22 protein-coding genes and 1 pseudogene are annotated in these 23,391 nt (G+C 71.2%); 6 read left to right on the forward strand and 17 right to left on the reverse strand.

Going from position 1 to position 23,391, the window contains the following annotated elements; translation table 11 throughout:
* The 16 genes from ABZ823_RS28045 to ABZ823_RS28120 all read right to left on the reverse strand — a co-directional run.
* A partial coding sequence (locus ABZ823_RS28045; RefSeq protein WP_361665644.1) for a flavodoxin-dependent (E)-4-hydroxy-3-methylbut-2-enyl-diphosphate synthase occupies positions 1–368 on the reverse strand: 368 nt, incomplete at its 3' end.
* A gap of 4 nt (positions 369–372) precedes the next feature.
* Positions 373–1,404, reverse strand: a complete 1,032-nt coding sequence (hpnH, locus tag ABZ823_RS28050; RefSeq protein WP_361665645.1) for an adenosyl-hopene transferase HpnH — start codon at positions 1,402–1,404, stop codon at positions 373–375.
* 5 nt (positions 1,405–1,409) lie between these two features.
* The gene (locus ABZ823_RS28055; RefSeq protein WP_361665646.1) at positions 1,410–2,051 is read right to left on the reverse strand and encodes a 1-hydroxy-2-methyl-2-butenyl 4-diphosphate reductase; all 642 of its coding nucleotides are present in this window, start codon (positions 2,049–2,051) and stop codon (positions 1,410–1,412) included.
* Positions 2,051–4,051 carry a squalene--hopene cyclase gene (gene shc, locus ABZ823_RS28060; RefSeq protein ID WP_361665647.1) on the reverse strand — a complete coding sequence of 667 codons (2,001 nt, stop codon included), beginning with the start codon at positions 4,049–4,051 and terminating at the stop codon, positions 2,051–2,053. The genes ABZ823_RS28055 and shc overlap by 1 nt, the downstream gene beginning before the upstream one ends.
* Before the next feature lie 153 nt (positions 4,052–4,204).
* The gene (locus ABZ823_RS28065) at positions 4,205–5,341 is read right to left on the reverse strand and encodes a polyprenyl synthetase family protein (protein WP_361665675.1); all 1,137 of its coding nucleotides are present in this window, start codon (positions 5,339–5,341) and stop codon (positions 4,205–4,207) included.
* 2 nt (positions 5,342–5,343) lie between these two features.
* Entirely contained in the window at positions 5,344–6,789 is a 1,446-nt protein-coding gene (hpnE, locus tag ABZ823_RS28070) for a hydroxysqualene dehydroxylase HpnE (protein WP_361665648.1), read from the reverse strand.
* Positions 6,786–6,926 (reverse strand): DUF6380 family protein, encoded by a 141-nt coding sequence (locus ABZ823_RS28075; RefSeq protein ID WP_361665649.1) that lies wholly within the window; start codon positions 6,924–6,926, stop codon positions 6,786–6,788. Before ABZ823_RS28075 ends, hpnE begins: the two co-directional genes overlap by 4 nt.
* Complete coding sequence (hpnD, locus tag ABZ823_RS28080; RefSeq protein ID WP_361665650.1) at positions 6,926–7,876, reverse strand: presqualene diphosphate synthase HpnD; 951 nt, start codon at positions 7,874–7,876, stop codon at positions 6,926–6,928. The genes ABZ823_RS28075 and hpnD overlap by 1 nt, the downstream gene beginning before the upstream one ends.
* Complete coding sequence (hpnC, locus tag ABZ823_RS28085) at positions 7,873–8,775, reverse strand: squalene synthase HpnC (RefSeq protein WP_361665651.1); 903 nt, start codon at positions 8,773–8,775, stop codon at positions 7,873–7,875. Before hpnC ends, hpnD begins: the two co-directional genes overlap by 4 nt.
* Positions 8,776–9,138: 363 nt before the next feature.
* Positions 9,139–9,927 (reverse strand): ABC transporter ATP-binding protein, encoded by a 789-nt coding sequence (locus tag ABZ823_RS28090; RefSeq protein WP_361665652.1) that lies wholly within the window; start codon positions 9,925–9,927, stop codon positions 9,139–9,141.
* Positions 9,920–10,849 carry an ABC transporter permease gene (locus ABZ823_RS28095; protein WP_361665653.1) on the reverse strand — a complete coding sequence of 310 codons (930 nt, stop codon included), beginning with the start codon at positions 10,847–10,849 and terminating at the stop codon, positions 9,920–9,922. Before ABZ823_RS28095 ends, ABZ823_RS28090 begins: the two co-directional genes overlap by 8 nt.
* A gap of 97 nt (positions 10,850–10,946) precedes the next feature.
* Entirely contained in the window at positions 10,947–11,819 is an 873-nt protein-coding gene (locus ABZ823_RS28100; protein WP_361665676.1) for a glycosyltransferase, read from the reverse strand.
* Between the two features lie 8 nt (positions 11,820–11,827).
* Complete coding sequence (locus ABZ823_RS28105; protein WP_361665654.1) at positions 11,828–12,607, reverse strand: CDP-alcohol phosphatidyltransferase family protein; 780 nt, start codon at positions 12,605–12,607, stop codon at positions 11,828–11,830.
* The gene (locus tag ABZ823_RS28110; RefSeq protein WP_361665655.1) at positions 12,585–13,646 is read right to left on the reverse strand and encodes an iron-containing alcohol dehydrogenase family protein; all 1,062 of its coding nucleotides are present in this window, start codon (positions 13,644–13,646) and stop codon (positions 12,585–12,587) included. Before ABZ823_RS28110 ends, ABZ823_RS28105 begins: the two co-directional genes overlap by 23 nt.
* A complete protein-coding gene (locus tag ABZ823_RS28115; protein ID WP_361665656.1) occupies positions 13,634–14,386 on the reverse strand; it encodes a phosphocholine cytidylyltransferase family protein in 753 nt (250 codons plus the stop codon). The genes ABZ823_RS28110 and ABZ823_RS28115 overlap by 13 nt, the downstream gene beginning before the upstream one ends.
* Entirely contained in the window at positions 14,383–16,275 is a 1,893-nt protein-coding gene (locus tag ABZ823_RS28120; RefSeq protein WP_361665677.1) for a DUF5941 domain-containing protein, read from the reverse strand. The genes ABZ823_RS28115 and ABZ823_RS28120 overlap by 4 nt, the downstream gene beginning before the upstream one ends.
* Positions 16,276–16,697: 422 nt before the next feature.
* On the opposite strand from ABZ823_RS28120, the pseudogene ABZ823_RS28125 reads away from it, so the two are divergent.
* Together ABZ823_RS28125 and idi are read left to right on the forward strand one after the other, a co-directional pair.
* A pseudogene (locus ABZ823_RS28125) lies at positions 16,698–16,889 on the forward strand (NAD-dependent epimerase/dehydratase family protein); the annotation flags it as partial.
* Between the two features lie 429 nt (positions 16,890–17,318).
* Positions 17,319–17,912, forward strand: coding sequence for an isopentenyl-diphosphate Delta-isomerase (idi, locus tag ABZ823_RS28130; RefSeq protein WP_361665657.1), 594 nt, complete (start codon positions 17,319–17,321; stop codon positions 17,910–17,912).
* Positions 17,913–18,074: 162 nt separating this feature from the next.
* Here idi and ABZ823_RS28135 read toward each other — a convergent pair whose 3' ends face one another.
* On the reverse strand, positions 18,075–18,584 hold the full coding sequence (locus tag ABZ823_RS28135) for an ATP-binding protein (RefSeq protein ID WP_361665678.1): 510 nt from the start codon (positions 18,582–18,584) through the stop codon (positions 18,075–18,077).
* A gap of 291 nt (positions 18,585–18,875) precedes the next feature.
* Between ABZ823_RS28135 and ABZ823_RS28140 the strand changes: the two genes are divergently transcribed.
* The 4 genes from ABZ823_RS28140 to ABZ823_RS28155 all read left to right on the forward strand — a co-directional run bounded on the left by ABZ823_RS28140 (position 18,876) and on the right by ABZ823_RS28155 (position 23,385).
* Positions 18,876–19,625 (forward strand): enoyl-CoA hydratase/isomerase family protein, encoded by a 750-nt coding sequence (locus ABZ823_RS28140; protein WP_361665658.1) that lies wholly within the window; start codon positions 18,876–18,878, stop codon positions 19,623–19,625.
* Between the two features lie 142 nt (positions 19,626–19,767).
* Positions 19,768–20,634, forward strand: coding sequence for a hypothetical protein (locus ABZ823_RS28145; protein WP_361665659.1), 867 nt, complete (start codon positions 19,768–19,770; stop codon positions 20,632–20,634).
* Positions 20,635–20,691: 57 nt separating this feature from the next.
* Positions 20,692–20,829 (forward strand): LPFR motif small protein, encoded by a 138-nt coding sequence (locus ABZ823_RS28150; RefSeq protein WP_361665660.1) that lies wholly within the window; start codon positions 20,692–20,694, stop codon positions 20,827–20,829.
* 132 nt (positions 20,830–20,961) lie between these two features.
* Positions 20,962–23,385 carry a Tex family protein gene (locus ABZ823_RS28155; protein ID WP_361665661.1) on the forward strand — a complete coding sequence of 808 codons (2,424 nt, stop codon included), beginning with the start codon at positions 20,962–20,964 and terminating at the stop codon, positions 23,383–23,385.
* Positions 23,386–23,391: the final 6 nt, after the last annotated feature.

Consider the following 23,391-nt stretch of genomic DNA (forward strand, 5'->3'; position numbering starts at 1 on the left):
TTGATGTTGCCCGGGTTGACCCGGACCGCCGCACAGCCCGCCTCGATCGCCGCGAACACATACTTCGGCTGGAAGTGAATGTCCGCGATCACCGGGATCTGCGACTTCCCCGCGATCGTCGCCAGCGCGTCCGCGTCGTCCTGCGTCGGACACGCCACCCGGACGATCTGACAGCCCGACGCGGTCAGCTCCGCGATCTGCTGCAACGTGGCACCGATGTCCGACGTACGCGTCGTCGTCATCGACTGCACCGACACCGGGGCGCCCCCGCCCACCGCCACCGGCCCGACCTGGATCCGCCGCGACACGCGTCGCTCGGCGATCGGCCGGGCCGGTACCTCGGGGACGCCCAAGGAAACGGCCGTCATGGCCTCACCCGTCTTTTCCGGGGTTCTGGGCGACCGTCTCGCGCATGGCCCGCAGGGACTCCTTGAGGGAGCCCATGGTGGCCAGTACCGCGGTCGGCTCGTAGCCGCAGTGCGCCATGCAGTTGGCGCAGCGCGGGTCCTTCCCGCGGCCGTACTTGTCCCAGTCGGTCTTCTCGATCAGCTCCCGGTACGTCGGCACGTACCCGTCGCTCATCAGGTAGCAGGGCCGCTGCCAGCCGAACAGCGAGTAGTTCGGGATCGCCCAGGCCGTGCAGGGGAAGTCGACCTTGCCCTCGAGGAAGTCGAGGAACAGCGGCGAGTGGTTGAGGCGCCAGCGGCGCCGGTTGCCGCCCGCGAACGCCTTCTTGAACAGCTCCCGGGTCTGCTCCACACCCAGGAAGTGCTCCTGGTCGGGCGCCTTCTCGTAGGCGTAGGCGGGCGAGATCATCATCTCGTCCACCTTCAGGTCGTCGTTGAGGAAGTTGAGCACCTCGATGACGGTCTGCGGGGTGTCGGTGTTGAAGAAGGTCGAGTTGGTGGTGACCCGGAAACCACGCCGCTTGGCCTCCTTGATGGCCTCCACCGCCTCGTCGAACACACCCTCCTTGGCCACCGACTCGTCGTGCCGCTCGCGCAGGCCGTCGATGTGCACCGCGAACGCGAAGTACGGCGAAGGCGTGAACTTGTCCATCTTCTTGCGCAGCAGCATGGCGTTGGTGCAGAGGAAGACGTACTTCCTGCGGGCCACCAACTGCCGCACGATCTCGTCGATCTGCGGGTGCATCAGCGGTTCGCCACCGGCGATCGACACCATGGGCGCACCCGACTCCAGTACCGCACCCACCGCCTGCGCCACCGGCATACGCTGCTTCAGCACCCCCGCCGGGTGCTGGATCTTGCCGCAGCCCTCGCACTTCAGATTGCAGGCGAAGAGGGGTTCAAGCTCCACAATCAGCGGGAATTTGTCCCGCTTGCGCAGCTTCTGTTCGAAGAGATAGGTCGCCACCTTGATGGACTGGCGCAGCGGCATGGCCATCTGGCTCACCTCCGGGGGAGCAGCAAGGATCGGTGCCATTCAAAGAAAGCCGGGAGGATGGCACGAAGTACGCGGAAGGCCGATATTCCACCGCGCAAGGTGCCGATCCGGACGAGTTCATGTTCTGGAGCGTCCACGACCACTCGGACGGCCGCAACCGGACGCGGGCCCGTCCGCACGGCGCTGCGGAGCGTGGCCGCGGACTCCATGTCGACCGCGATCGCGCCGGTCGCGAACAGTGCCGACCGCTCCTGACCTCGGACGACGTGGTCCGAACCGGTGAGCGGTCCCGTGTGGACCGTGCGCCCCGGGAGGCAGCGCACGAGTTCCTTGACGAGCAGGTCGGGGTGGACGCAGGCGGTGGTACCGCGCGGGTCCCGGGTCTCCTCGGCGACGACCAGGTCACCGGGGTGCATACCGGGCGCTAGGCCCGCGCAGAAGCCCGTGGCGAGGACGGCCGCCCCGGCGTGGGCCGGCTCGGCGAGCGCCCGGACGACCGAGCGTTCCGCCGCCCGGGGGCCCATACCCGTTCGGAGCAGTGTGACGCGCCCGCCGGCGCCGGTGCGGTCACCGCTGCGCAGGGCGAGGTGCTCGATGCCGAGCGCGCAGGCGATCAGCAGCGGGGCCGAGTCGGGCTTCCGGCTCATCAGCTCCCCTTGGCCCCGGCGAACGGCTCGCCGTGGACATAGCGGCCGAGCGCGGTGAGCGGGAAGACCTGCCGGTAGAGGTGGTAGTTGATGGAGAAGTCCCAGGGGAAGCCGGTGCCGGTGAAGTACGGCTCGTCCCAGGAGCCGTCCTCGTTCTGGGTCCGGGCGAGGAAGTCGATGCCGCGCTCCGTCGCCTTGCCCTCCGCCTCCCCCGCGGCCAGCAGCGCGAGCAGCGCCCAGGCCGTCTGCGAGGCGGTAGAGGCGCCCCGGCCGCTCCACTCCCGGGCGTTGTGATAGGAGCGCAGATCCTCGCCCCAGCCGCCGTCGTCGTTCTGTACGCGCTCCAGCCAGGAGACGGCTCTGCGGATCGCCGGGTGCGCAGCGGGAATGCCTGCGGCCACCAGCGCGGGCACCACCGAGCCGGTGCCGTACACGTAGTTGACGCCCCAGCGCCCGAACCACGAGCCGTCCGGCTCCTGTTCGGCCAGCAGCCACTCGATGCCGCGCCGGGTGCGCGGGTCGTGGGAGAGACCCTCGACCGCGAGCATCTCCACGACGTGCGCGGTGACGTCGGCCGACGGCGGGTCGATGACCTCGCCGAAGTCGCAGAACGGCAGCCGGTTGGGGAACGGGCTGGTGTTGTCGACGTCGAAGGCGCCCCACGCGCCGTTCTTCGACTGCATGCCGAGGTTCCAGCGCACACCGTGCGCGATGGCCTTCTCGACCCGCTCCGGATCGGGATGGCTGACCCGGCGCAGGGCGAGGACGACCTCGGCGGTGTCGTCGATGTCCGGGTAGTTGTCGTTGTGGAACTCGAACGCCCAGCCACCCGGCGGAAGTTGCGGGCGCTGTACGGACCAGTCGCCCGGCCGGACGATCTGCTCGCCGAGCATCCAGTCCGCGGCCTTCACCAGTTGCGGATGGTCGGCGGGCAGGCCCGCGTCGGCGAGCGCGATGGTGGCGAGGCAGGTGTCCCACACCGGGGACTGGCACGCCTCGATCATCCGGGCGCCGTCCTCGCGCCACACCGCGAACCGGTCCAGTGAGGCCATGCCCTCGCGCATCACGGGGTGCTGGAGGTCATAGCCGAGCAGGTGCAGGGCGATGACCGAGTACACGGCGGGCGGCTGGATCCCGCCCCAGCAGCCGTCGTTCTCCTGCCGCTCGATGATCCAGCGGGCCGCGGCGTTCATCGCGGCCCTGCGCAGCCGGCGCGGGGCGACCTTGCGGAACTGGTGCAGCGCCTTGTCGAGCCGCTGGAAGACGCCGTCCCAACTGGCCACGGGTGCCAGGCCCTTGGCCGGGTTGGGGTCGCTCGGGTCGGTGTGCAGTTCGTCCAGCGGGAACGGTGCGGGCCGCACCGGCCGTTTCGCGGAGACGATGGTGAGCGGCACGATCGTCTGGCGGGCCCAGCACCCGAAGTCGTAGATGTTGAGGGGCATCCACTTCGGGAAGTAGATGAGTTCCGGCGGCAGTTCCGGCAGATCCTCCCACTTCCACCAGCCGAAGAGGGCGAGCCAGATCCGGGTGAAGACGCGGGAGGCGGCGATGCCGCCCTGCTCGCGGACCCAGGCGGCGGCCTTCGCCATATGGGGGTCCTCAGGCGCGTCCCCGGCCAGGCGCAGGGCGACGTACGCCTCGATGGTGGTGGACAGTTCGCCGGGTCCGCCGTAGAAGGTGGCCCAGGTGCCGTCCTCGCGCTGCTCGCCGCGGATGAACAGGGCGGCGGCGCGGGTGGTCTTCTCGTCGGAGATTCCAAGGAACTGACGGAGCAGCAGGTCCTCGGCGTCCATCGTGACGTTCGTCTCGAGGTCGCCCTTCCACCAGCCCTCGGCGTCCTGCCGAGCGAGCAGGAAGTCCGTCGCGCGCCGCAGGGCGCGCTCGGCGGCCTTTCGGGTACCTACCGTCCCGGCCGCCTCCGGAAGCGGTACGTCGGTCTCGCTGGCCGAGGCAGCGCGGGGCGGGAGAGCCCCGCTGCTTCCGTCGGTCGTCGCTGTCATGGCTTCCCCTTCGTGCAGTCGTGCGAGTCGTGCTGCTGTGGGTCCGCCGTCGGCCGGTGGCGTGCGCGATGGGGATCCCCCCCGCTCGAGCGATGACGAGAGTGCGGGAGCCACCGGCCGGCGACTAAGCGCGGTGTGTTCGACCGATACCGATCATCTCTTTCGTACGACGACGAAGTCGGCGAGCGCCGTGAACTGCGCGCGCACCTCCTGGGGCATCCGGACCGAGGCCAGCGCCTCGACGGCGATCGCGTGCTGGCGGCGCGCCTCCTGGGCGGTCCAGTCGCGTCCGCCCGCCTCCTCGATGAGCGCGGCGCGCGCGGCGAACTCCTCCTCGGAGAAGTTCTCGAAGTCGCTGCTCTTGGCGTCCTCCGCGAGCAGCCGGCCGAGCCGCTCGGAGGCGGGTCCGTCGGCCGCCAGCGCGGCCACGACCGGCAGGGACTTCTTGCGCTGCCGCAGATCGCTCCAGGTCTGCTTGCCCGTGGTCTCCGGGTCGCCCCAGATGCCGAGGAGGTCGTCGACGGCCTGGAAGGCGAGGCCGAGGTGGTAGCCGTACTTCTCCAGGGTGTCGGCGGTCGCGTCGTCGGCGCCGCCGAGGACGGCGCCGATGGAGGAGGCGCAGGCGAGCAGGGCTCCGGTCTTGTTGCCCTCCATCTCCAGGCACTCCGGGACGCTGACGCGGTCGCGGTGCTCATAGGAGATGTCCTGTGCCTGACCGTCGATCAGGGCGCGGGTGGCGGTGGTCAGACGCCGGGCGGCGCGTCCGGCCTCCACGGTGCCGAGTTCCAGCAGAACCTCGTTGGCCAGGGCGAACAGCGCGTCGCCGACGAGGATCGCCTGGGCCGGGCCGTGCACCTTCCACACGGTGTCACGGTGGCGGCGCTGTTCGTCGCCGTCCATCAGGTCGTCGTGCAGCAGGGAGAAGTTGTGCACCAGCTCCACCGCGACCGCGCCGGGCACGCCCACTTCGGGGGCGCGCCCCGCGGCCCGCGCGGAGAGCAGGGCCAGGGCGGGACGTACGGCCTTGCCGCCGTCGCCGTCCGCGGGGTTGCCCTCGGCGTCGATCCAGCCGAAGTGGTAGGCGGCGACGGTGTCCATGGGCGGTGCCAGGCGGTCCACTGCCTCCCGCAGCACCGGGGCGGCCAGGCTCCGGCAGCGCTCCAGAAGCGCGGACACGTCCACCGCGGTCTCTCGAGCGGCCGTCTCGGCCGGGGGCACAGTGGGCACAGTCTCTCCTCTTGTTGCGATACCGGGGGTGCGGGAACCGGTTCCGTGCGCGGGGACACTCATGGTCATGCCGCCTCCTCGAAGAGGTCGGGGAGGTGGGCGCCGGACCGGCCCAGGGCGCCCAGCGCGGCGCCCGCCGCGCTGACACCACTGCGGACCGCACTCTCCATGGTCGCGGGCCACCCGGTGGCGGTCCACGCTCCGGCCAGGAAGAGGCCGGGGGCCTTGGTGCGGGCGCCGGGCCGCAGTCGCCCGACACCGGGACGGGGAGCGAACGTCGCCGTGCGCTCCCGGGTCACGAAGAAGTCCTTCACCTCGGCACCGCGGGCGGCGGGCAACAGCCGTTCCAGTTCCGGGAGATAGCGTGCGCGCAGCACCGAGACCGGCTCGTCGATCTCGTCCTGGGCGGCCGACTGGGACAGCGCGAGGTACTGGCCCTCGCGCAGCCCGGAGGCCTCGGTGCGGTCGAAGACCCACTGCACGGGGGAGCCGAGCGCCGCGAAGAACGGGCACCCGAGCACCTTGCGGTCGTAGACGACGTGGACGTTGAGGATCGGCGCCGTGCCGATCTCGAGCAACCGCCCGGGTTCGTCGAGGGCCGTGGCGGGCAGCAGATCGTGCGCGTCGCGCTGCGGCACGGCGAGGACCACCGCGTCGGTTTCGATGTGCTCGCCGGGAACCTGAACGCTCCAGCCGCCGTTCTCGTTAGGGGAGATGGAGGTGACGCGTGTACGGACCTCGGTACGAACGCCCGCGGAGTCGAGCGCCTTGCGGGCCAGCCGGTCGTGCAGTTCGCCCAGCGGGACGCGCGCCCAGCCGATGTCGGCCGCGCCCGGGTCGGACAGCAGACCCGTCTTGAACACCATCGCGGCGAGCCCGAGCGAGGCGTCTTCGGCCACCGCGTTGAGGGTGGCGACCCCGACCAGGTCCCACAGTGCCTCGATGGCGCGCGCCGACTGACCGTGTGCGGCCAGCCAGCTGCCGAAGTCCTGGGTGTCGAGCGCGGGGTCGGCGAGGTCCAGTGCCCGCAGGGCCAGTGCGGCACGCCCGACTCTGGCGCGCTCGGCGAGCGAGAGATGGGGATAGGTGGCCAGGCTGCGCCCGAGGTGCAGGGGTACGGGCAGCGCGTCGCGCCGTAGTCTGCCGAGCCGTCGTCCCGGGGGGCCGTTCGCGTCGAGTACGGGCACGTCGAGACGATCCTGCAGGGGTGCCAGAGCGGCCGCGTCGATGCGGTCGAGGAACCAGCGGTAGGCGATGCAGCAGCGCAGATACACGTGCTGGCCGTTGTCGACGGTCAGATCGCCCCGGTGGAACGAGAAGGCGAGACCGCCCAGTCGCGGCCGGCCCTCCAGCAGGGTGACCCGCACTCCGGCGTCGGCGAGCGCCAGCGCGGCCGTGATCCCGGCGAGCCCCCCGCCGACCACCACGGCGGACGCCCCGGCACCGGACGGCGTCCCGAGCTGGGCCGGGTTGTCCGCGGACGGGCCCTCCGGCTGTGTGCCGTCGCTCATGGTCGTTCCTCCCCTGCCGGTCCTCCGTGGTGCTTGAACGATGCACGGCGGACCGTCGCAGTCAGGGACGCCGCGCCGCACCGGAGGGTTGCCTGCCGCTTTTCGCCGGTGGGGACACGGCGGAGGGGTCCGCCCATCAGCCGCGCCTCCTGACCATGCGTCGGGAGACGTTCCGGGCGTCGAGACCCGAGAGGCCGCGCACGGCGACGTACGCCTTCTCACGTCCCGGCAGCGAGACCCGGCCGCGCAGCACGGCCTCGGGCTCGCGCTCGATGCGGTCGAGAAGACGGCGGTAGATCCCGGCCATGGCGGCGACGCAGGCGCCGCTGCGCCGGTCGAGCATGGGCAGCAGCCGGTAGCCCTCGGCGAACAGGGCGCGGGCCCGTCGCACTTCGAAGTGCACGAGGCCGGCGAAGTCGGAGCCCTCGGGCGCGGTCGGTCCGAGGAACCCGGCCGAGCAGCCGAACTTGGCGAGGTCGTCGGCGGGGAGGTAGACGCGTCCGCCCTCGGCGTCCTCACGGATGTCCCGCAGGATGTTGGTGAGTTGCAGTGCGAGCCCGAGCGTGTCGGCGTACTCCGGCGCGCGCTCGGCGCCGCGCGCCCCTGGTTCCGTGCCGAACACGCCGAGCGAGAGGCGGCCGATGGCCCCGGCCACGCAGCGGCAGTAGACCTTCAGATCGTCCCAGGTCTCATAGGTCTCGCCGCGTACGTCCATGACCACGCCGTCGATGAGTTCGTCGAGACCGCCGAGCGGGATCGGGAAGTGAGCGGCGGCGTGGGTGAGGGCGACGGCGACCGGATCGGTGTCGTCCTCGGCCACCTTTCCGTCCCGGACACGGTCGAGCAGCGCCCGGGTCTCCTCGAGCCGTGCGGCCTTGACGTCGGCCTCGAGCGTGCCGTCGCCGATGTCGTCGACCCGCCGGGAGAACGCGTAGAGCGCCGACATCGCGCGGCGCTTGGGCGTCGGCAGGAGCCTGATGCCGTAGGCGAAGTTCCGGGCCTGCTGTCCGGTCACGGTCTCGCAGTAGCTGTACGCGGCGAGTACCGGCGGGGACACATGTTGTTCCGACTCCACGGTCCGAATCACCCCTCTCCTCGCAGAGTCACGCCCACCTCACGCAGCAACCGGAGCTTGCCGGGCTTGGGCGGGCCGGACAGTACGTCGTAATCGGCGGCGGCGATTGCGCCGATCGCCGCCCTTCCTCCCGCCACGAAGCCCGCGAGCAGCAGCCTCAGCCTGCCGTGCACGCTACCCACGAGGGGGGCGCCTTCATTCAAAAGATCGCGTGCGCGTTCCGCCTCGTACGCGACCAGTGCACGCACGGACGCGCTCGTGGCACTCCTGGCGAGGTCCGCCTCCTGTACATGGAAGCGTTTCATGTCCACGGCGGGCAGATAGATCCGGTCACGGCCGACGTCCTCGGCGACGTCCTGGAGGTGCTCGACGATCTGGAGAGCCGTGCAGATCGCGTCGGAGCGGCGGACGCGCTCGGGGGTGGAGGTGCCGGTGACGGCCAGGACGAGCCGCCCGACCGGGTTGGCGGACAGTTCGCAGTAGGCGAGGAGGTCGTCGTACGTCTCGTACCGCCCGACCAGCTGGTCCTGGCGGTTGGCGGCGATGAGGCCGAGGAACGGCTCGGGGGTGAGACCGGCGCGCCGGACCGTGGGCTGGAGGCGGCGCAGAAGGGGATGGCGCGGTGTCGAGTCGAAGACCCGGTGCAGGTCGGCCTCGAAGGCGTCCAGAAGGAGGAGGGGGTCTTCGGCCTCCTCGGCCGACGCGCCGAGGAGACGGGCGTCGGCGCCACCGGGGGCGAGGTCGCCGTCGCCGATGTCGTCGACGAGACGGGCGAAGCCGTAGACGGCCATCAGGTCGGCACGCCAGGCCCGGGGCAGGAAGAACGGCGCCACGGGGAAGTTCTCGTCCGCGGCCTTGTCGAGGGTGGCACGCTCCGGGTCGCCGATGCGCGTCGTCCCGGCTTCGGTCACCGCTCGCCGCCCGGCGCGTAGACGGCACATGCCTGGCGGAGCTGGAGACTTTCCGTAGCCATTGCCGTCACATCTCCCGTTCTACACTGCCGACCCAATACATCCTATTTCGGACACGCCGCCCGGCCGTCCACGCAGCACGGCAGGTAGGGGGGTGTAGGGCATTATCGCCCCAGTTGCCGCGAATCAGCACCGGTACAGCTTACGTTGTACAACTAACGGAGCTCCGGCGGGGTGTCCTGCAGATCACAACAACACACCGATTGGCCTCAAGATTCCTAAGGGCAGCGAGAGTTGGCATTTCCTTTGCAGACGCAGGGCCCGGCGGGAGCGTACCCGCCGGGCCCTCGGTCACGGGGGGAATTACTTGCCCGTGAACTTCTCGTACTCCTTGAGGACCTCTTCGGTGGGGCCGTCCATCCGCAGCTCACCACGCTCCAGCCACAGCACGCGGTCGCAGGTGTCACGGATCGACTTGTTGTTGTGGCTGACCAGAAACACCGTGCCCGCCTCCTTGCGCAGCTCTCTGATGCGGTCCTCGGAGCGCTTCTGGAACTTGCGGTCACCGGTGGCGAGGGCCTCGTCGATCATGAGGACGTCGTGGTCCTTGGCGGCCGCGATGGAGAAGCGCAGCCGCGCCGCCATGCCGGAGGAGTAGGTGCGCATCGGCAGCGTGATGAAGTCGCCCTTCTCGTTGATGCCGGAGAAGTCGACGATCTCCTGGTAGCGCTCCTTGATCTCCTCGCGGGACATACCCATCGCGAGACCGCCCAGGATGACGTTGCGCTCGCCCGTCAGGTCGTTCATCAGGGCCGCGTTCACACCGAGCAGCGAAGGCTGGCCGTCGGTGTAGACCTTGCCCCGCTCGGCGGGCAGCAGTCCGGCGATGGCGCGCAGCAGGGTGGACTTGCCGGAGCCGTTCGAGCCGATCAGCCCGATGGCCTCGCCGCGGTAGGCGACGAAGGAGACACCCCTGACGGCGTGCACCTTGCGCACACCGCGCGCCGTGTCGTCGGAGCCTCGCTTGAGGATGCGGCTGAGGGCGGCGGTCGCGCTGCCCTTGCCGGTCTTGGCGCCGTTGACGCGGTAGACGATGTGCAGGTCGTCCGCGACGACGGTGGGGATCCTCGCCCCGGTGTTCTGCTCAGCCACGGCCGTACCGCTCCTCCGCCTTCCAGAAGTACACGAACCCGCCGGCGAAGACGGCCACGGCCCAGAACAGAGCGATGGCCCAGACGTGCGGCGGGAGGTTCCCGGCACCGTAGTCCTTGATGAGCGCGAAGCGCATCAGGTCCATGTAGACGGCGGCCGGATTGACCTGCAACGCGCGGATCACCCATTCGGGGCGGCCGACGAGCATGTTGTTGATGGAGAACATCACGCCCGACGCGTACATCCAGGTGCGCAGGACGAACGGCATCAGCTGGGCGAGGTCCGGGGTCTGGGCGCCCATCCGCGCCACGATCAGCGCGAGGCCCGTGTTGAAGAGGAACTGGAGCACCAGGACCGGGACGATCAGCAGCCAGGACAGGCTCGGGTAGCTGCCGAAGCCCACGGCCACGGCGAACAGCACGATCATCGAGAAGAGCAGCTGCTGGAGCTGTTGCAGCGCGAACGAGACGGGCAGCGAGGCCCGCGGGAAGTGCAGGGCGCGCACCAGGCCCAGATTGCCGGAGATCGCCCGGACACCGGCCATGATCGAGCTCTGGGTGAAGGTGAAGACGAAGACACCGGTCACCAGGAAGGGGATGTACGTGCCGTGCGACATGCCCCGGCTGGCCTTCAGGATCAGCCCGAAGATCAGGTAGTACACGAACGCGTTCAGCAGTGGTGTGGCGACCTGCCACAACTGGCCGAGCTTGGCCTGGCTGTACTGGGCGGTGAGCTTCGCCTGCGAGAAGGCGAGGATGAAGTGACGCCGCCCCCACAGCTGGCGGACGTAGTCGGCGAGTCCGGGCCGGGCACCGCTCACCGAGAGCCCGTACTTGGCGGCCAGCTCGGCCGCGGTCAGCCCGTCATCGGGCGACGGTCGGTCGCTCACCGCGACACCGCCGTCATGCGTTGTCTCACTCACAGGTTGGTAAACTCTCCGTTTCCGGGACGCGCGGCCTGCCCGCGCACGGTGGGAGCCGGGACTTGGGTCCCCCCGCTGTTTCCGACTATCGAGCTTGTCAGATGACCGGAGGCCGGCCCAGTCGGGTCAGCCGCCACACCGTACGCCACTTCATGGGGCGGCGGGGACCGCATGGAGCCGCCCAGCCCTCCCTGAAGCCGCCGAACCACGCCCTCAGGGCGGCCCGCGAGGGGCGGCGCAGCAATGTCAGCAGCATCCACACGCCCAGATAGACAGGGACGAGAACGACCGGAAGGTTGCGGCGGGCCAGCCAGACCCGGTTGCGGGCGACCATCCGGTGATAGACCGCGTGCCGGGACGGCGCGGTCGTGGGGTGGTACAGGACCATGTCCGAGCGGTAGTCGATCATCCAGCCCGCGTCCAGGGCCCGCCAGGCCAGGTCGGTCTCCTCGTGGGCGTAGAAGAACTCGTCCGGCAGCCCGCCGACCTCGGCGAAAACCTTGGTGCGGACGGCGTTGGCGCCGCCCAGGAAGGTGGTCACCCGGGAGGAGCGCATCGGGTCCGAGGCACGCAGTCGCGGCACGTGGCGGCGCTGGGTCTCACCGGTGTCGGGGTCGGCGATGCGGAAGCTGATGATGCCGAGTTGCGGGTCTTCGGCGAAGGCCTGGCGGCACAGCTCCGCGGTGTCGTTCCGGGCGAGCAGGCCGTCGTCGTCCAGGAAGAGTAGGACGTCCACGTCGGTGCCGCCGGGTCCGAACGCCTCGATGCCGACGTTGCGGCCGCCGGGGATGCCGAGGTTTTCGGGCAGCTCGACGGTGCGGACGCCGTCCGGGACGTCCGGGAGCGGCGAGCCGTTGCCCACCACGACGACCTCGACCGGGCCGCCGTCCTGTTCGGCGACCGAGTCGAGGAGGGCGCGCAGCTCGGCGGGACGGTTGCCCATCGTGATGACGACCGCCCCGACCTTTATGCCGCCGCTCACTTCAGCCTGCTGGAGGCGAGGATGGACACCAGGTGCAGCAGGGTCTGCAGGAGCGCGATGCCCGCCAGCACGGCGACGCCGAGCCGCTCGAGGAACAGGTCGCCCCGGACCGCGTCCACGATCGCCAGGACCAGGATCAGCAGGGACGCCTCGATCCCGAGGACGAGGCGGTGGAACTTCAGCGCCGAGGCCGCCCTGCGGGCCAGCGCCAGGCCGGACGAGCGCGGCTCGGCAGCCGCCTCCTTGACCGGCGGCAGCCCGCCCTGGTGCCGGGCGACACCGACGAGGTCGGTCTCGGCCTTGATCAGGACGGCGCCAAGCGCGGCGAGGGTGCCGAGGAAGGCCCACAGCCAGTCGATCCGCCCGGGACCCCACAGATCGGCGGCGCGCAGGCCGAAGCCCACCAGCACCGCCGCGTCGCACAGGTAGGCGCCGACGCGGTCCAGGTACACCCCGCCGAGCGAGAACTGCTTCTTCCAGCGGGCTATCTCGCCGTCGACGCAGTCGAGCAGCAGGTAGAGCTGGACCATCACCACGCCGAGCACGGCGCCCGCGATGCCCGGCACCAGCAGGGCCGGGGCGGCGAGCATGCCGAAGACGGTCATCAGGTAGGTCAGCTGGTTGGGCGTGACCCTGGTGTTCACCAGGTAGCGGTCGACCCGCAGGGAGACCTCACGCATGTAGAGGCGTCCCGCCCAGTGCTCACCGCTGCGCCGGTCCTTCACCCCTGCCGGGTGCACGACGGGGCGGAGTTCAGCTACCGATGGCCTTGACATAGTCGGCGTACGTGTCCTTGATCTGGTCGGTCTTCAGGTCGAGGTGTTCGAGAATCGTGTAGCGGCCTGGCCGGGTCTGCGGGGCGAACTCCACGGCCCGGACGAACTCGTCCACCGTGAAGCCGATCTCCTCCGGAAGTACGGGCAGCCCGTGCCGGCGCAGCACCTGGGCCATGTACGCCGACTCCTCGTGCGCCCCCCGCAGATACATCGCGAAGGCCGCGCCCAGTCCGCACTGCTCGCCGTGGGCGGCGGCGCGCCGGGGGAACAGCAGGTCGAACGCGTGGTTGATCTCGTGGCACGCGCCGGAGGACGGGCGGGAGTCTCCCGACACCGACATGGCGATCCCGCTGAGGACCAGGGCCTCGGCCAGCACCTGGAGGAAGTCGTTCTCGCCGATGCCGCCGGGGTGGCGCAGCACCGCCTCGCCGGCCTGCCGGGCTATCGCCGCGGCGAGCCCGTCGATCTTCTCCCCATTGACCCGGTTGGCCAGCTCCCAGTCCGCGATCGCGGAGATGTTCGACACGGCGTCGCCGATGCCGGCGCGCACGAAGCGCACCGGGGCCTCGCGGATGACGTCGAGGTCGATGACGACCGCGATCGGGTTGGGCACACCGTAGGAGCCGCGGCCCGCGTCGTTGTCGAGGGTCGCGACCGGCGAGCACAGGCCGTCGTGGGCGAGGTTCGTGGGCACGGCGACCAGCGGCAGGCCGACGCGTGCCGCGGCGAACTTGGCACAGTCGATGATCTTGCCGCCGCCCAGGCCCACGAGCGCGTCGTAGTGGCCCGCCTTCATGTCGCCGGCCAGCCGGACCGCGTCGTCGAGGGTGCCACCGCCGACTTCGTACCAGGTGGCGCCGGGCAGGCTGGGCGCGAGCCGCTCGCGCAGCCGGGCGCCCGAGCCGTCACTGACGGCGATGGCCAGCTTGCCGGAGTGCGAGATGCGCTCGTCGGCGAGCACGCTCGCCAGGTCGTCCAGGGCACCCGGGCGGATGTCGACGACGACCGGCGAGGGAATGAGCCTCGTCAGTACCGGCACGCGATCTCCCGCCCCCGGGCCAGGTCGTCGTGGTTGTCGATCTCGACCCAGGGCACGTCGCCGATCGGGGCCACGTCGATCTTGAAGCCGCGGTTGACCAGCTCCTGGTAGCCGTGCTCGTAGAACTGCTGCGGGTCGGTCTCCCACACCGTCTTCAGCGCGTCGGCCAGTTCCCCGGCCGCCTCGCCCTCGATGAGGGTGACGCCGATGTACTCGCCGGTCGCCTCGGACGGCTCCATGAGCTTGGTGATCTTGCGGACGCCCTTTTCGGGGTCCACGACGACCTTCATCTCCTCGTCGGCGAGCTCTTTCACCGTGTCGAGGGCGAGGATGATCCTCTTGCCGTCGCCGCGGGAGGCGAGCAGCGTCTTCTCGACGGAGACCGGGTGCACGGTGTCGCCGTTGGCGAGGATCACTCCGTCCCTGAGGGCGTCACGGCCGCACCACAGGGAGTAGGCGTTGTTCCACTCCTCGGCCTTGTCGTTGTCGATGAGGGAGAGCTTCAGGCCGTACTTCCGCTCGAGTGCCTCCCGGCGCTCGTACACGGCCTCCTTGCGGTAGCCGACGATGATCGCGGCCTCGGTCAGACCGACCTCGGCGAAGTTGCCGAGGGTGAGGTCCAGCACTGTGAGGCTTTCCTCCATGCCCACGGGCCCTACCGGCACCAGAGCCTTGGGCAGGGTGTCGGTGTAGGGGCGCAGACGCCGTCCGGCGCCGGCCGCCAGCACGAGGCCGATCATGCAGGTTCTCCTTCATCGTGTACGGCGGGTGCGCCGTCCTTGTGGGCGGTCACCCAGAAGCGGATGCTCTCCACGAGCACCACGAGGGCTACGTAGACGGCGAGGACCGTGAGCGCGACCTTGAACTGCGCCGCGGTGAGCAGCGCGGCCAGGATCGTGACCAGCAGCGTCCGGCCTTCCTGCCCCCCGATTGCGCGCACCAGCCGACTCGGCGGCGCGCCGGCGTCGCCGCGGATGCGGTACACCGTGTCGTAGTGATGGTAGGCGACGGCCGCAACCAGCCCGAAAGCTGCCGGAAGCGCTCCGTTCACCCCTGATTTGGCCGCGAGAAGCAGGACGGTGCCGTATTCGGCGGCCCGGAAGAAGGGCGGCACGAGCCAGTCGAGGGAGCCCTTGAGGGGCTGGGCCATCGCGGCGGCGGAGGTGAGGACGTACAGCGCGGCGAAGACGACGGGCAAGGGGCTGCCGTACGGCGCCATGCCCACGCCGGCGACCGCCAGCGCGGCGCCGAGAAGCGCGATGGGGAGACGCGGGACCCGCAGGGGTCGCTTCCGCAGAAGCGGCAGGAGGCCCTCGGCGAGCGGCCCGCTGTCCGCCAGGTCCGCCAGCGACCGCGCCGCCCGGTCGGTCCTTCGGGCCTTGCGCGTCAGCGAGCGCAGGACGCGGCCCGCGGTGGTGTAGGTGGCGGCGAAGGCGCAGCCGATGAGCAGCACCGTGAAGGTGGTCCGGGGGGTGGTGGCCGCGGTCAGGACGGCGATCAGCGCCCAGCGCTCGCCGATCGGCAGAACGATCATCCGGCGCACCCAGACCGTCCAGCCGACGCTGTCGAGGCGGTCCGAGAGGGCGGCGGTGGGGCTGGTGTTGGCGGTCGCGGCCGGATCGCCCACGTTCGCCTCGTTGAAGGCGAAGTCGACGACATGCCGGCAGGTCTGGAGGACCATCGCGCCGAGCGCCAGGGCCCATACGTCGTCGCCGCCACGGGCGGCGCCGAGGGCGAGGCCCGCGTAGTAGGCGTACTCCTTGGCGCGGTCGAAGGTGGCGTCGAGCCAGGCGCCGAGCGTGGAGTACTGCAATGAGTAGCGGGCGAGCTGGCCGTCGGTGCAGTCGAGCACGAAGGACAGGATCAGCAGGATCCCTGCGCCGATGAAGCCGCCACGGGTGCCGGTGGCCGCGCAGCCCGCCGCGATCAGGGCGGTGAGCAGCGAGGCGGTGGTGACCTGGTTGGGGGTAAGCCCCTGGCGGGCGCACCAGCGGGCGAGGTAGCGCGAGTAGGGGCTGATGAAGTGCGTGGTGAAGAAGCCGTCGCGGGCCTTGACGGCGCTGCGCAGGCGTATGGCCTCGTCGTCGACGGCCGAGACCGCCTGGCGTGCCTCGTTGCGGGCCTGGGGGTCCGTGGGGACGGCGGCGACGAGCGCGCCCAGCTCGGGGCGGTGGACCGGGACGCCGTCGGCCTCGAGGGCCTCGGCGAGGCGGCCGGCGAGGCTGTCGGTGACGGTGGGGGCGCCTCCTCGCTCATGGGGCTCCCGCTCGAGCGATGCCAGAAGAGGGGAGGAAGCCGGGAGCGCGGAGTACGCGGCGCCGGTCGCCGCGGAGTTCTCACGGGCGAGGGCGCGGGTCAGTGCCTGCCGGGCGGTGGGCTGCGCGGTCACGGCACCGGGCACGGCGGCGACCGGGAAGCGGGGATCGGTCAGGCCGAGCCGCAGGGCGTGCGGATGACCCACGAAGCGGCTGTCGACGATCGCGACACGCTGGTCGGCCGGCACGGCGGCGAGGAGTGTCTCGGCGTCACCGGTGTCGGTGGCGACCCGCACGTCGAAGCCGAGGGACCGCAGATCGCCCTCGAGCGACGACCCGGGGACCGGCTGTCCGGTGAGGATGGCGGTCGACAGACGAACTCACTCCCTGAGGCCCGACGCGTACGGGCGCCGGTCGTGTGTGTGGTGTGGGGCGCCCGGGGCGGGACCGGGCGGCATGTCGGCAGAGGCTATCGGATACCGGGAAGCCGGTGTTCACCGGCCGTTCATGGACTGATCAACCCGGTCTGCATGTCCTCCGCCCGCGATCATCATCGGGGATCGCAGGGGCACGCAACAAGCCGCTGGGTCATAACGGCGTATTCCCGGCATCACATCCGCATCGCGCCCGTACATGCACCGCATGACGCTTTTGACGGATATGCGGCCGCAGCTCTCGGCCGGACAGGCCGCCACACCTTCACGGACTCCTCACGCGCCGGGCGTCCGGCTCCGGCCCCTCCCGAGGGGACCCACCACCGCCCGTGATTCACCCGGCAGGCATAGGGAGAGGGGCCATGGCATGGCTGATCACCGGCGGGGCCGGGTACATCGGGGCTCACGTGGCGCGGGCGATGGCCGCGGAAGGCGAGCGCGTCCTCGTCCTGGACGACCTCTCCACCGGGGTGCCGACGCGCCTGCCGGAGAATGTTCCGCTGGTGCGGGGCTCCTCGCTGGACGGTGGGCTGCTGAAGCGGGTCCTCGCCGAGCAAGTCGAGGCTCGCCGCCCCGGTGACGCGCCCCGCGCGGTCGCGTCCGCCGCGCTGGCCGAGCGGGAGCTGGGCTGGCGCGCCCGGCGCGGGGTGCGGGAGATGGTGGAGTCGGCCTGGCGGCGCTGGCTGCTGCACCACCCGGAGGCGAGCCACGGCTGAGCTGGACGACAGCCCGCCGCGGGGCGTGCGAGCCGGACGTGCGGCGCACCCCCGGGCGGCGGCCTCCCGGAGCGCCCGGTGGGGGCGATTCCCGCCGCACGGCACTGGGCACGATCAGGTATCCGGCCGCTTCCGGCGTCTGGTCCGCAAGGGCCGTAGGACCCCTTCGGACCGGCCGGTGCGGGACATGCGGGGAGTCATGAAGTGCCGGGAGTGCCGGATTCGTACGGCAGACTTGGGCCTGGACAACCGATGCGAAGGATGGGTATGCCGATCACACCTGCCACCGCGACGCACCGTTCCTCGAACGGCACCGCTGAAGCGATCTTGCTGGAGCTGGTCGACGAGAACGGCACCACGATCGGCACGGCGGAGAAGCTCGCCGCCCATCAACCGCCGGGTCGGCTGCACCGCGCGTTCTCGGTGTTCCTCTTCGACGAGCGCGGCCGGCTGCTGCTGCAACAGCGGGCGCTCGGCAAGTACCACTCCCCCGGTGTCTGGTCGAACACCTGCTGCGGCCACCCGTACCCGGGCGAGGCGCCGTTCGCGGCGGCGGCCCGGCGCACCGCCGAGGAACTGGGGATCTCCCCGTCGCTGCTGGCCGAGGCGGGCACGGTCCGCTACAACCACCCGGACCCGGACTCCGGCCTGGTGGAGCAGGAGTACAACCACCTCTTCGTCGGGCTCGTGCAGTCCCCCGTGGACCCGGATCCGGAGGAGGTCGGGGCGACGGCCTTCGTGACCGCCGAGGAGCTTGCCGAGCGGCACGCCAAGGACCCGTTCTCGTCGTGGTTCATGACGGTCCTGGACGCGGCACGACCGGCGATCAGGGAGCTGACGGGGCCGTCCGCGGGCTGGTGACCCGCCTTCGCGGGCTGACGCGAGGATCCCACGGACCGTGCCCCGGGGCGCCCGTCCGGCCCTGCGGGCCGGACGGGCCGGGCGGAGCCGTGGCGGTTCCCGGGCCGGGCGGAGCCGTGGCGGTTCCCGGGCCGGGCGGAGCCGTGGCGGTGGGAAGCCGGCTCACAGGAACCCTGTGGGTTTGAGGGGAAGCGCGGCCCAGATCACCTTGCCGCCGCTCGCGGTGTGTTCGACGTCGCACACTCCGCCGGCCTCCCTGGTCACCTCGCGGACCAGGAGCAGTCCGCGGCCGCCGGTCTGCCCGTGATCGGCCTCCAGCGCGCTCGGGCGGTAGGGGTGGTCGTCCTCCACGGACACCCGCACCCACTCCGGGCCCACGGCGACCTCGACGGCGAGTATCGGCGACAGCAGCGCCGCGTGCCGTACCGCGTTGGTGACCAGTTCGGAGACGATCAGCAGCAGCGAGTGCACGGTGTCGTCCGAGACGGGCACGCCCTGGCGGGCGAGCAGATCCCGGACGGCGTGCCTCGCCTGCGGCACCGAGGCCTCCACGGCGGCGGCCGTGAACCGCCAGACCCCCTCGTACGGCAGCGGCGCCGGGGGCCGTGGACCGTCCGGCTCGTTCCCGCCGCGTTCAGGGCGCGGGTCGGCCCCCCGCCCTCTGTTCTCCATTGCCCGGTCGCCACCCTCGCGCTCGATTGTCACCACGCGTCGAGTGTTGGGAATGCGCTGGTCCGTCCCGAATGACTGAACACAAGTCGGCTGGTATCGACGACATTTTGACCGTTGGCGTATGACACCGTCGATTGCATGACCGCTCCTGTCCGGCCTCGCGCCGACTTCGGAACTCTTCGGGTTGTACGGGTTCCGGGAGACGGACTCCTGCCGGCCGAGGCCGCGATGCCCGCTCTCCGCGGACCCTTCCTGATCGGGCGTCCGGGGCGGGCGGATAGCATCCGGCCCATGGAGCCGCAGCTGCTGCACCGCGTCACCGACGGGGTCGCGACCGTCGCCATCCATCATCCGGCCAAGCGGAACGCCATGACGGCCGGCATGTGGGAGGCGCTGCCGCCGCTGCTCGACGGGCTGGCCGCCGATCCGGGCGTGCGGGCGCTGGTGCTCACCGGAGAGGGCGGCACCTTCTGCGCGGGAGCCGACATCTCGACGCTGCGGGGGTCGCCGGAGAGGGCGCAGAGCCTGGCCGTGCTGGCCGAGGAGGCGCTGGCCGCCTTTCCCAAGCCGACGCTGGCGGCGATCCGCGGCCACTGCGTGGGCGGCGGGTCACAGCTCGCGGCGGCCTGCGATCTGCGGTTCGCCGAGGAGGGGGCGCTCTTCGGGGTGACACCGGCCAAGCTGGGCATCGTCTACCCGGCCTCCTCCACCCGGCGGCTGGTGGCGCTGGTGGGCCCGGCCACCGCCAAGTACCTCCTGTTCTCGGGCGAGTTGATCGACTCCGCGCGGGCGCTGCGCACGGGTCTGATCGACGAGGTGCTGCCCGAGGGTGAACTCGCCAAGAGGGTGGCGGAGTTCACGCGCGTCCTGGCCTCGCGCTCGCAGCTGACGCAGGCCGCGGCCAAGGAGTTCGCGAACGGGCGGACGGACCGGGACGCCTACTGGGCCGAGCAGGCGCGCACCGGCGGCGACACCGCGGAGGGCGTCTCGGCGTTCCTGGAGCGCCGGCCGCCCCGGTTCACCTGGTCCACCTCGCGGTGAACGCTTCGCCCGCGCTCCATGGCGGGGGAGGCGGCCGGCGGCCTTGGACCGGCACGCGCCGTCGCGACGGCCGACGCCCGTTCTTCCGCCGTCCCACGCGCCGCCATTCCCTTGCATACCAACCAGTCAGTAACCTCCTGGCATGACTTCTCCTCTGCCGGAGCGCGCCGGACGGCGCTGCCACAACGTGATCAACCCCCTGCACTCGACGCACTACTTCTCACCGGATCTCGAACGAGAAATGACCGCCCTGGGCGTCGACGACCAAAGGGCCGCCTACTTCGCGGTGCGGGCCGCCGCGATGGGACCGGTGGGCGCGGGCGTGGTCACGGCGGCGTTCTCCAACTTCAGCCCAGAGCTGGTGGCACGGCATGTGCCCGCGGTGTGGGAGACGGCGTCACCTCAGGCGGTGCTCGCGGCACGCGCGCGTGCCGTCGACGCGACCCTGCGGCGGCTGCTCGGCGAGGAGGCGGTCACCGGCAAGGAGATGAGCGAGGCGGCGGAGCTGGCGCTGCGCGCCGCCGAGGCGTGCACACCGCACGCGCGCCCCTTGTACGCGGCGCACGCCGACCTTCCGGTGCCGCAGGAGCCGCATCTGGCGTTCTGGCACGCGGCCACGCTGCTGCGCGAGCACCGCGGCGACGGCCACCTCGCGGTGTTGCTGCGCGCAGAGCTCGACCCGCTGGAGGCGCTCGTGACGCACTGCGCCACGGGCAAGGGCATGTCCCCGAGGTGGGTCCTCGCCACGCGCGGCTGGCGCCTGGAGGACTGGGACGCGGCGTGCGGGCGGCTGCGCGAGCGCGGGCTGCTGGACGCGGACGGCGAGTTGACCGAGGCGGGCACCGCACTGCGCGGGGACGTCGAGGCGGAGACCGACCGCCTCGACCGGGCTCCGTACGAGCACCTCGGCGCCTCGGGCGTCGCACGGCTGACGGAGCTGGCGGGCGCCCTGCTGATGCGGGCCCTGGAGGCCGGCGCCTTCCCGGAGGGCATGATCGGCAAGGGATGAGGTTCCCGGACGTCACCCCCGGCGGACACGCCGGGGGTGCGACGAAAGGGGAAAGCGGTGTTCCGTGCGATTGCAGACGTGCTGCGCCAGATCGGCGGGGCCGTCGCCACGGTGGTGACACTGCCGTTCCGTGCTCTGGCCAGGCTGTTCGGCGGGGCTTCGGCCTCGACGGGACGGGGCGCGCGCCAGGCCTGAGCGGCCCGTTCCACCGGGCGGCGGAGTCCGGAGACCGCCCCGTGGCTCCTCGATCCCTGCCCTGACCCACCGTTGTCGGTGCGACCTGCCACAATTGCCGCGCAACCTCAGTGGAGAAGGCGGTACGGGATCGTGACGACACCCCTCGTAGGGTCCATCGAAGGCAGGATCGCCGAGGAGCTCGGCGTACGGGAGCGGCAGGTGAAGGCCGCGGTCGAGCTGCTCGACGGCGGCTCGACAGTGCCCTTCATCGCCCGCTACCGCAAGGAAGCGACCGAGATGCTCGACGACGCGCAGCTGCGCACGCTCGAGGAGCGGCTGCGCTATCTGCGGGAGCTGGAGGAGCGGCGCGCGGCCATCCTGGAGTCGGTGCGCGAGCAGGGCAAGCTCACCGAGGAGCTCGAGGCGCAGATCCGGGGCGCGGAGACCAAGGCGCGCCTCGAGGACATCTATCTGCCATACAAGCCGAAGCGGCGCACCAAGGCGCAGATCGCACGTGAGGCCGGTCTGGAGCCGCTGGCCGAGGGCCTGCTCGGCGACCCGGCTGTGGAGCCGCTCGCGGCGGCCACCGCCTTCGTCGACGCCGACAAGGGAGTGCCCGACCCGCAGGCCGCGCTCGACGGGGCGCGGGCGATCCTCACCGAGCGGTTCTCGGAGGACGCGGACCTGATCGGCGAGCTGCGCGAGCGCATGTGGGTGCGCGGGCGCCTCGCCGCCAAGGTGCGGGAGGGCAAGGAGGAGGCCGGCGCCAAGTTCGCCGACTACTTCGACTTCGCCGAGCCCTTCACCGAGCTGCCCTCCCACCGCATCCTCGCCATGCTCCGCGGCGAGAAGGAGGAGGTCCTCGACCTTGTCCTGGAGCCCGAGGAGCCTGCTGAAGCGGCTACGGGCCCCTCCTCCTACGAGGCGATCGTGGCGAGCCGCTTCGGTATCGCCGACCAGGGCCGACCGGCCGACAAGTGGCTGACGGACACGGTGCGTTGGGCCTGGCGCACCCGCATCCTGGTGCACCTCGGCATCGACCTGCGCCTGAGGCTCCGTACGGCCGCCGAGGACGAGGCGGTGGCGGTCTTCGCAGCGAACCTGCGGGATCTGCTGCTCGCGGCCCCCGCCGGCACGCGCGCGACGCTCGGCCTGGACCCCGGGTTCCGCACGGGCGTGAAGGTGGCCGTGGTGGACGCGACCGGCAAGGTCGTGGCCACCGATGTGATCTATCCGCACGTCCCGGCCAACAAGTGGGACGAGGCGATCGCCAAGCTGGCCCGTCTGGCCAAGGAGCACGCGGTCGAGCTGGTGGCGATCGGCAACGGCACGGCGTCACGTGAGACCGACAAGCTCGCGGCCGATCTTATCGGCAGGCACCCGGAGCTGAAGCTCACCAAGGTGATGGTCTCCGAGGCGGGCGCCTCGGTGTACTCCGCTTCGGCGTTCGCCTCGCAGGAGCTGCCGGAGCTGGACGTGTCGCTGCGCGGCGCGGTCTCCATCGCCCGTCGTCTCCAGGACCCGCTCGCCGAGCTGGTGAAGATCGACCCCAAGTCCATCGGCGTCGGCCAGTACCAGCACGACCTGTCCGAGGTGAAGCTGTCGCGCTCGCTGGACGCGGTGGTCGAGGACTGTGTGAACGGCGTGGGCGTGGACGTCAACACGGCCTCGGCCCCGCTGCTGGCCCGGGTCTCCGGCATCTCCTCCGGGCTCGCCGAGAACATCGTGGCGCACCGTGACGCCAACGGCCCGTTCACGTCCCGTTCCGAGCTGAAGAAGGTGGCGCGGCTCGGGCCCAAGGCGTACGAGCAGTGCGCGGGCTTCCTGCGGATCCGGGGCGGCGAAGACCCGCTGGACGCCTCCAGCGTGCATCCGGAGGCCTACCCGGTGGTGCGCCGCATGGTGAAGACCACGGGCCAGGAGGTGGCCTCGCTCATCGGCAACACCGGGGTGCTGCGCTCGCTGAAGGCGTCCGAATTCGTGGACGAGACGTTCGGTCTGCCGACCGTGACCGACATCCTGAAGGAACTGGAGAAGCCCGGGCGCGACCCGCGGCCCGCGTTCAAGACGGCCACCTTCAAGGAAGGCGTGGAGAAGATCTCCGACCTGTCCTCGGGGATGGTCCTGGAGGGCGTGGTCACGAATGTCGCGGCCTTCGGCGCCTTTGTGGACGTCGGGGTCCACCAGGACGGGCTGGTGCATGTCTCCGCGATGTCCAAGACGTTCGTCAAGGACCCGCGGGACGTGGTGAAGCCGGGCGACATCGTCAAGGTGAAGGTGCTGGACGTCGACATCCCGCGCAAGCGGATCGCATTGACGCTGCGGCTGGACGACGAGGCCGCTCCGCAGGGACAGCAGGGCGCCGGTGGCCGCGAGCAGCGCGGCGGGCGGCCTCCGCAGCAGCGGCAGGGCCGCCAACAGGGTGGCGGCTCCCGGCAGGGTGGCGGCTCCCGGCAGGGTGGCGGCTCCCGGCAGGGTGGCGGCTCCCGGCAGGCGCCCGCGCCCGTCAACAGCGCGATGGCCGACGCCCTGCGCCGCGCGGGCCTGCTCGACACGAAGAACGGCCGCCGCTGAGCCGTC

Source organism: Streptomyces sp. NPDC047079, from assembly GCF_040643755.1.
Lineage (GTDB): Bacteria > Actinomycetota > Actinomycetes > Streptomycetales > Streptomycetaceae > Streptomyces.

Bases quoted from the DNA above. Each gene is read 5' to 3' on its own strand.
- hpnH (WP_361665645.1), bottom strand. From the start codon at position 1,404: ATGGCCATGCCGCTGCGCCAGTCCATCAAGGTGGCGACCTATCTCTTC.
- ABZ823_RS28055 (WP_361665646.1), bottom strand. From the start codon at position 2,051: ATGAGCCGGAAGCCCGACTCGGCCCCGCTGCTGATCGCCTGCGCGCTC.
- shc (WP_361665647.1), bottom strand. From the start codon at position 4,051: ATGACAGCGACGACCGACGGAAGCAGCGGGGCTCTCCCGCCCCGCGCT.
- ABZ823_RS28065 (WP_361665675.1), bottom strand. From the start codon at position 5,341: ATGAGTGTCCCCGCGCACGGAACCGGTTCCCGCACCCCCGGTATCGCA.
- hpnE (WP_361665648.1), bottom strand. From the start codon at position 6,789: ATGAGCGACGGCACACAGCCGGAGGGCCCGTCCGCGGACAACCCGGCC.
- ABZ823_RS28075 (WP_361665649.1), bottom strand. From the start codon at position 6,926: ATGGGCGGACCCCTCCGCCGTGTCCCCACCGGCGAAAAGCGGCAGGCA.
- ABZ823_RS28105 (WP_361665654.1), bottom strand. From the start codon at position 12,607: ATGTCAAGGCCATCGGTAGCTGAACTCCGCCCCGTCGTGCACCCGGCA.
- ABZ823_RS28115 (WP_361665656.1), bottom strand. From the start codon at position 14,386: ATGATCGGCCTCGTGCTGGCGGCCGGCGCCGGACGGCGTCTGCGCCCC.
- idi (WP_361665657.1), top strand. From the start codon at position 17,319: ATGCCGATCACACCTGCCACCGCGACGCACCGTTCCTCGAACGGCACC.
- ABZ823_RS28135 (WP_361665678.1), bottom strand. From the start codon at position 18,584: ATGGAGAACAGAGGGCGGGGGGCCGACCCGCGCCCTGAACGCGGCGGG.
- ABZ823_RS28140 (WP_361665658.1), top strand. From the start codon at position 18,876: ATGGAGCCGCAGCTGCTGCACCGCGTCACCGACGGGGTCGCGACCGTC.
- ABZ823_RS28145 (WP_361665659.1), top strand. From the start codon at position 19,768: ATGACTTCTCCTCTGCCGGAGCGCGCCGGACGGCGCTGCCACAACGTG.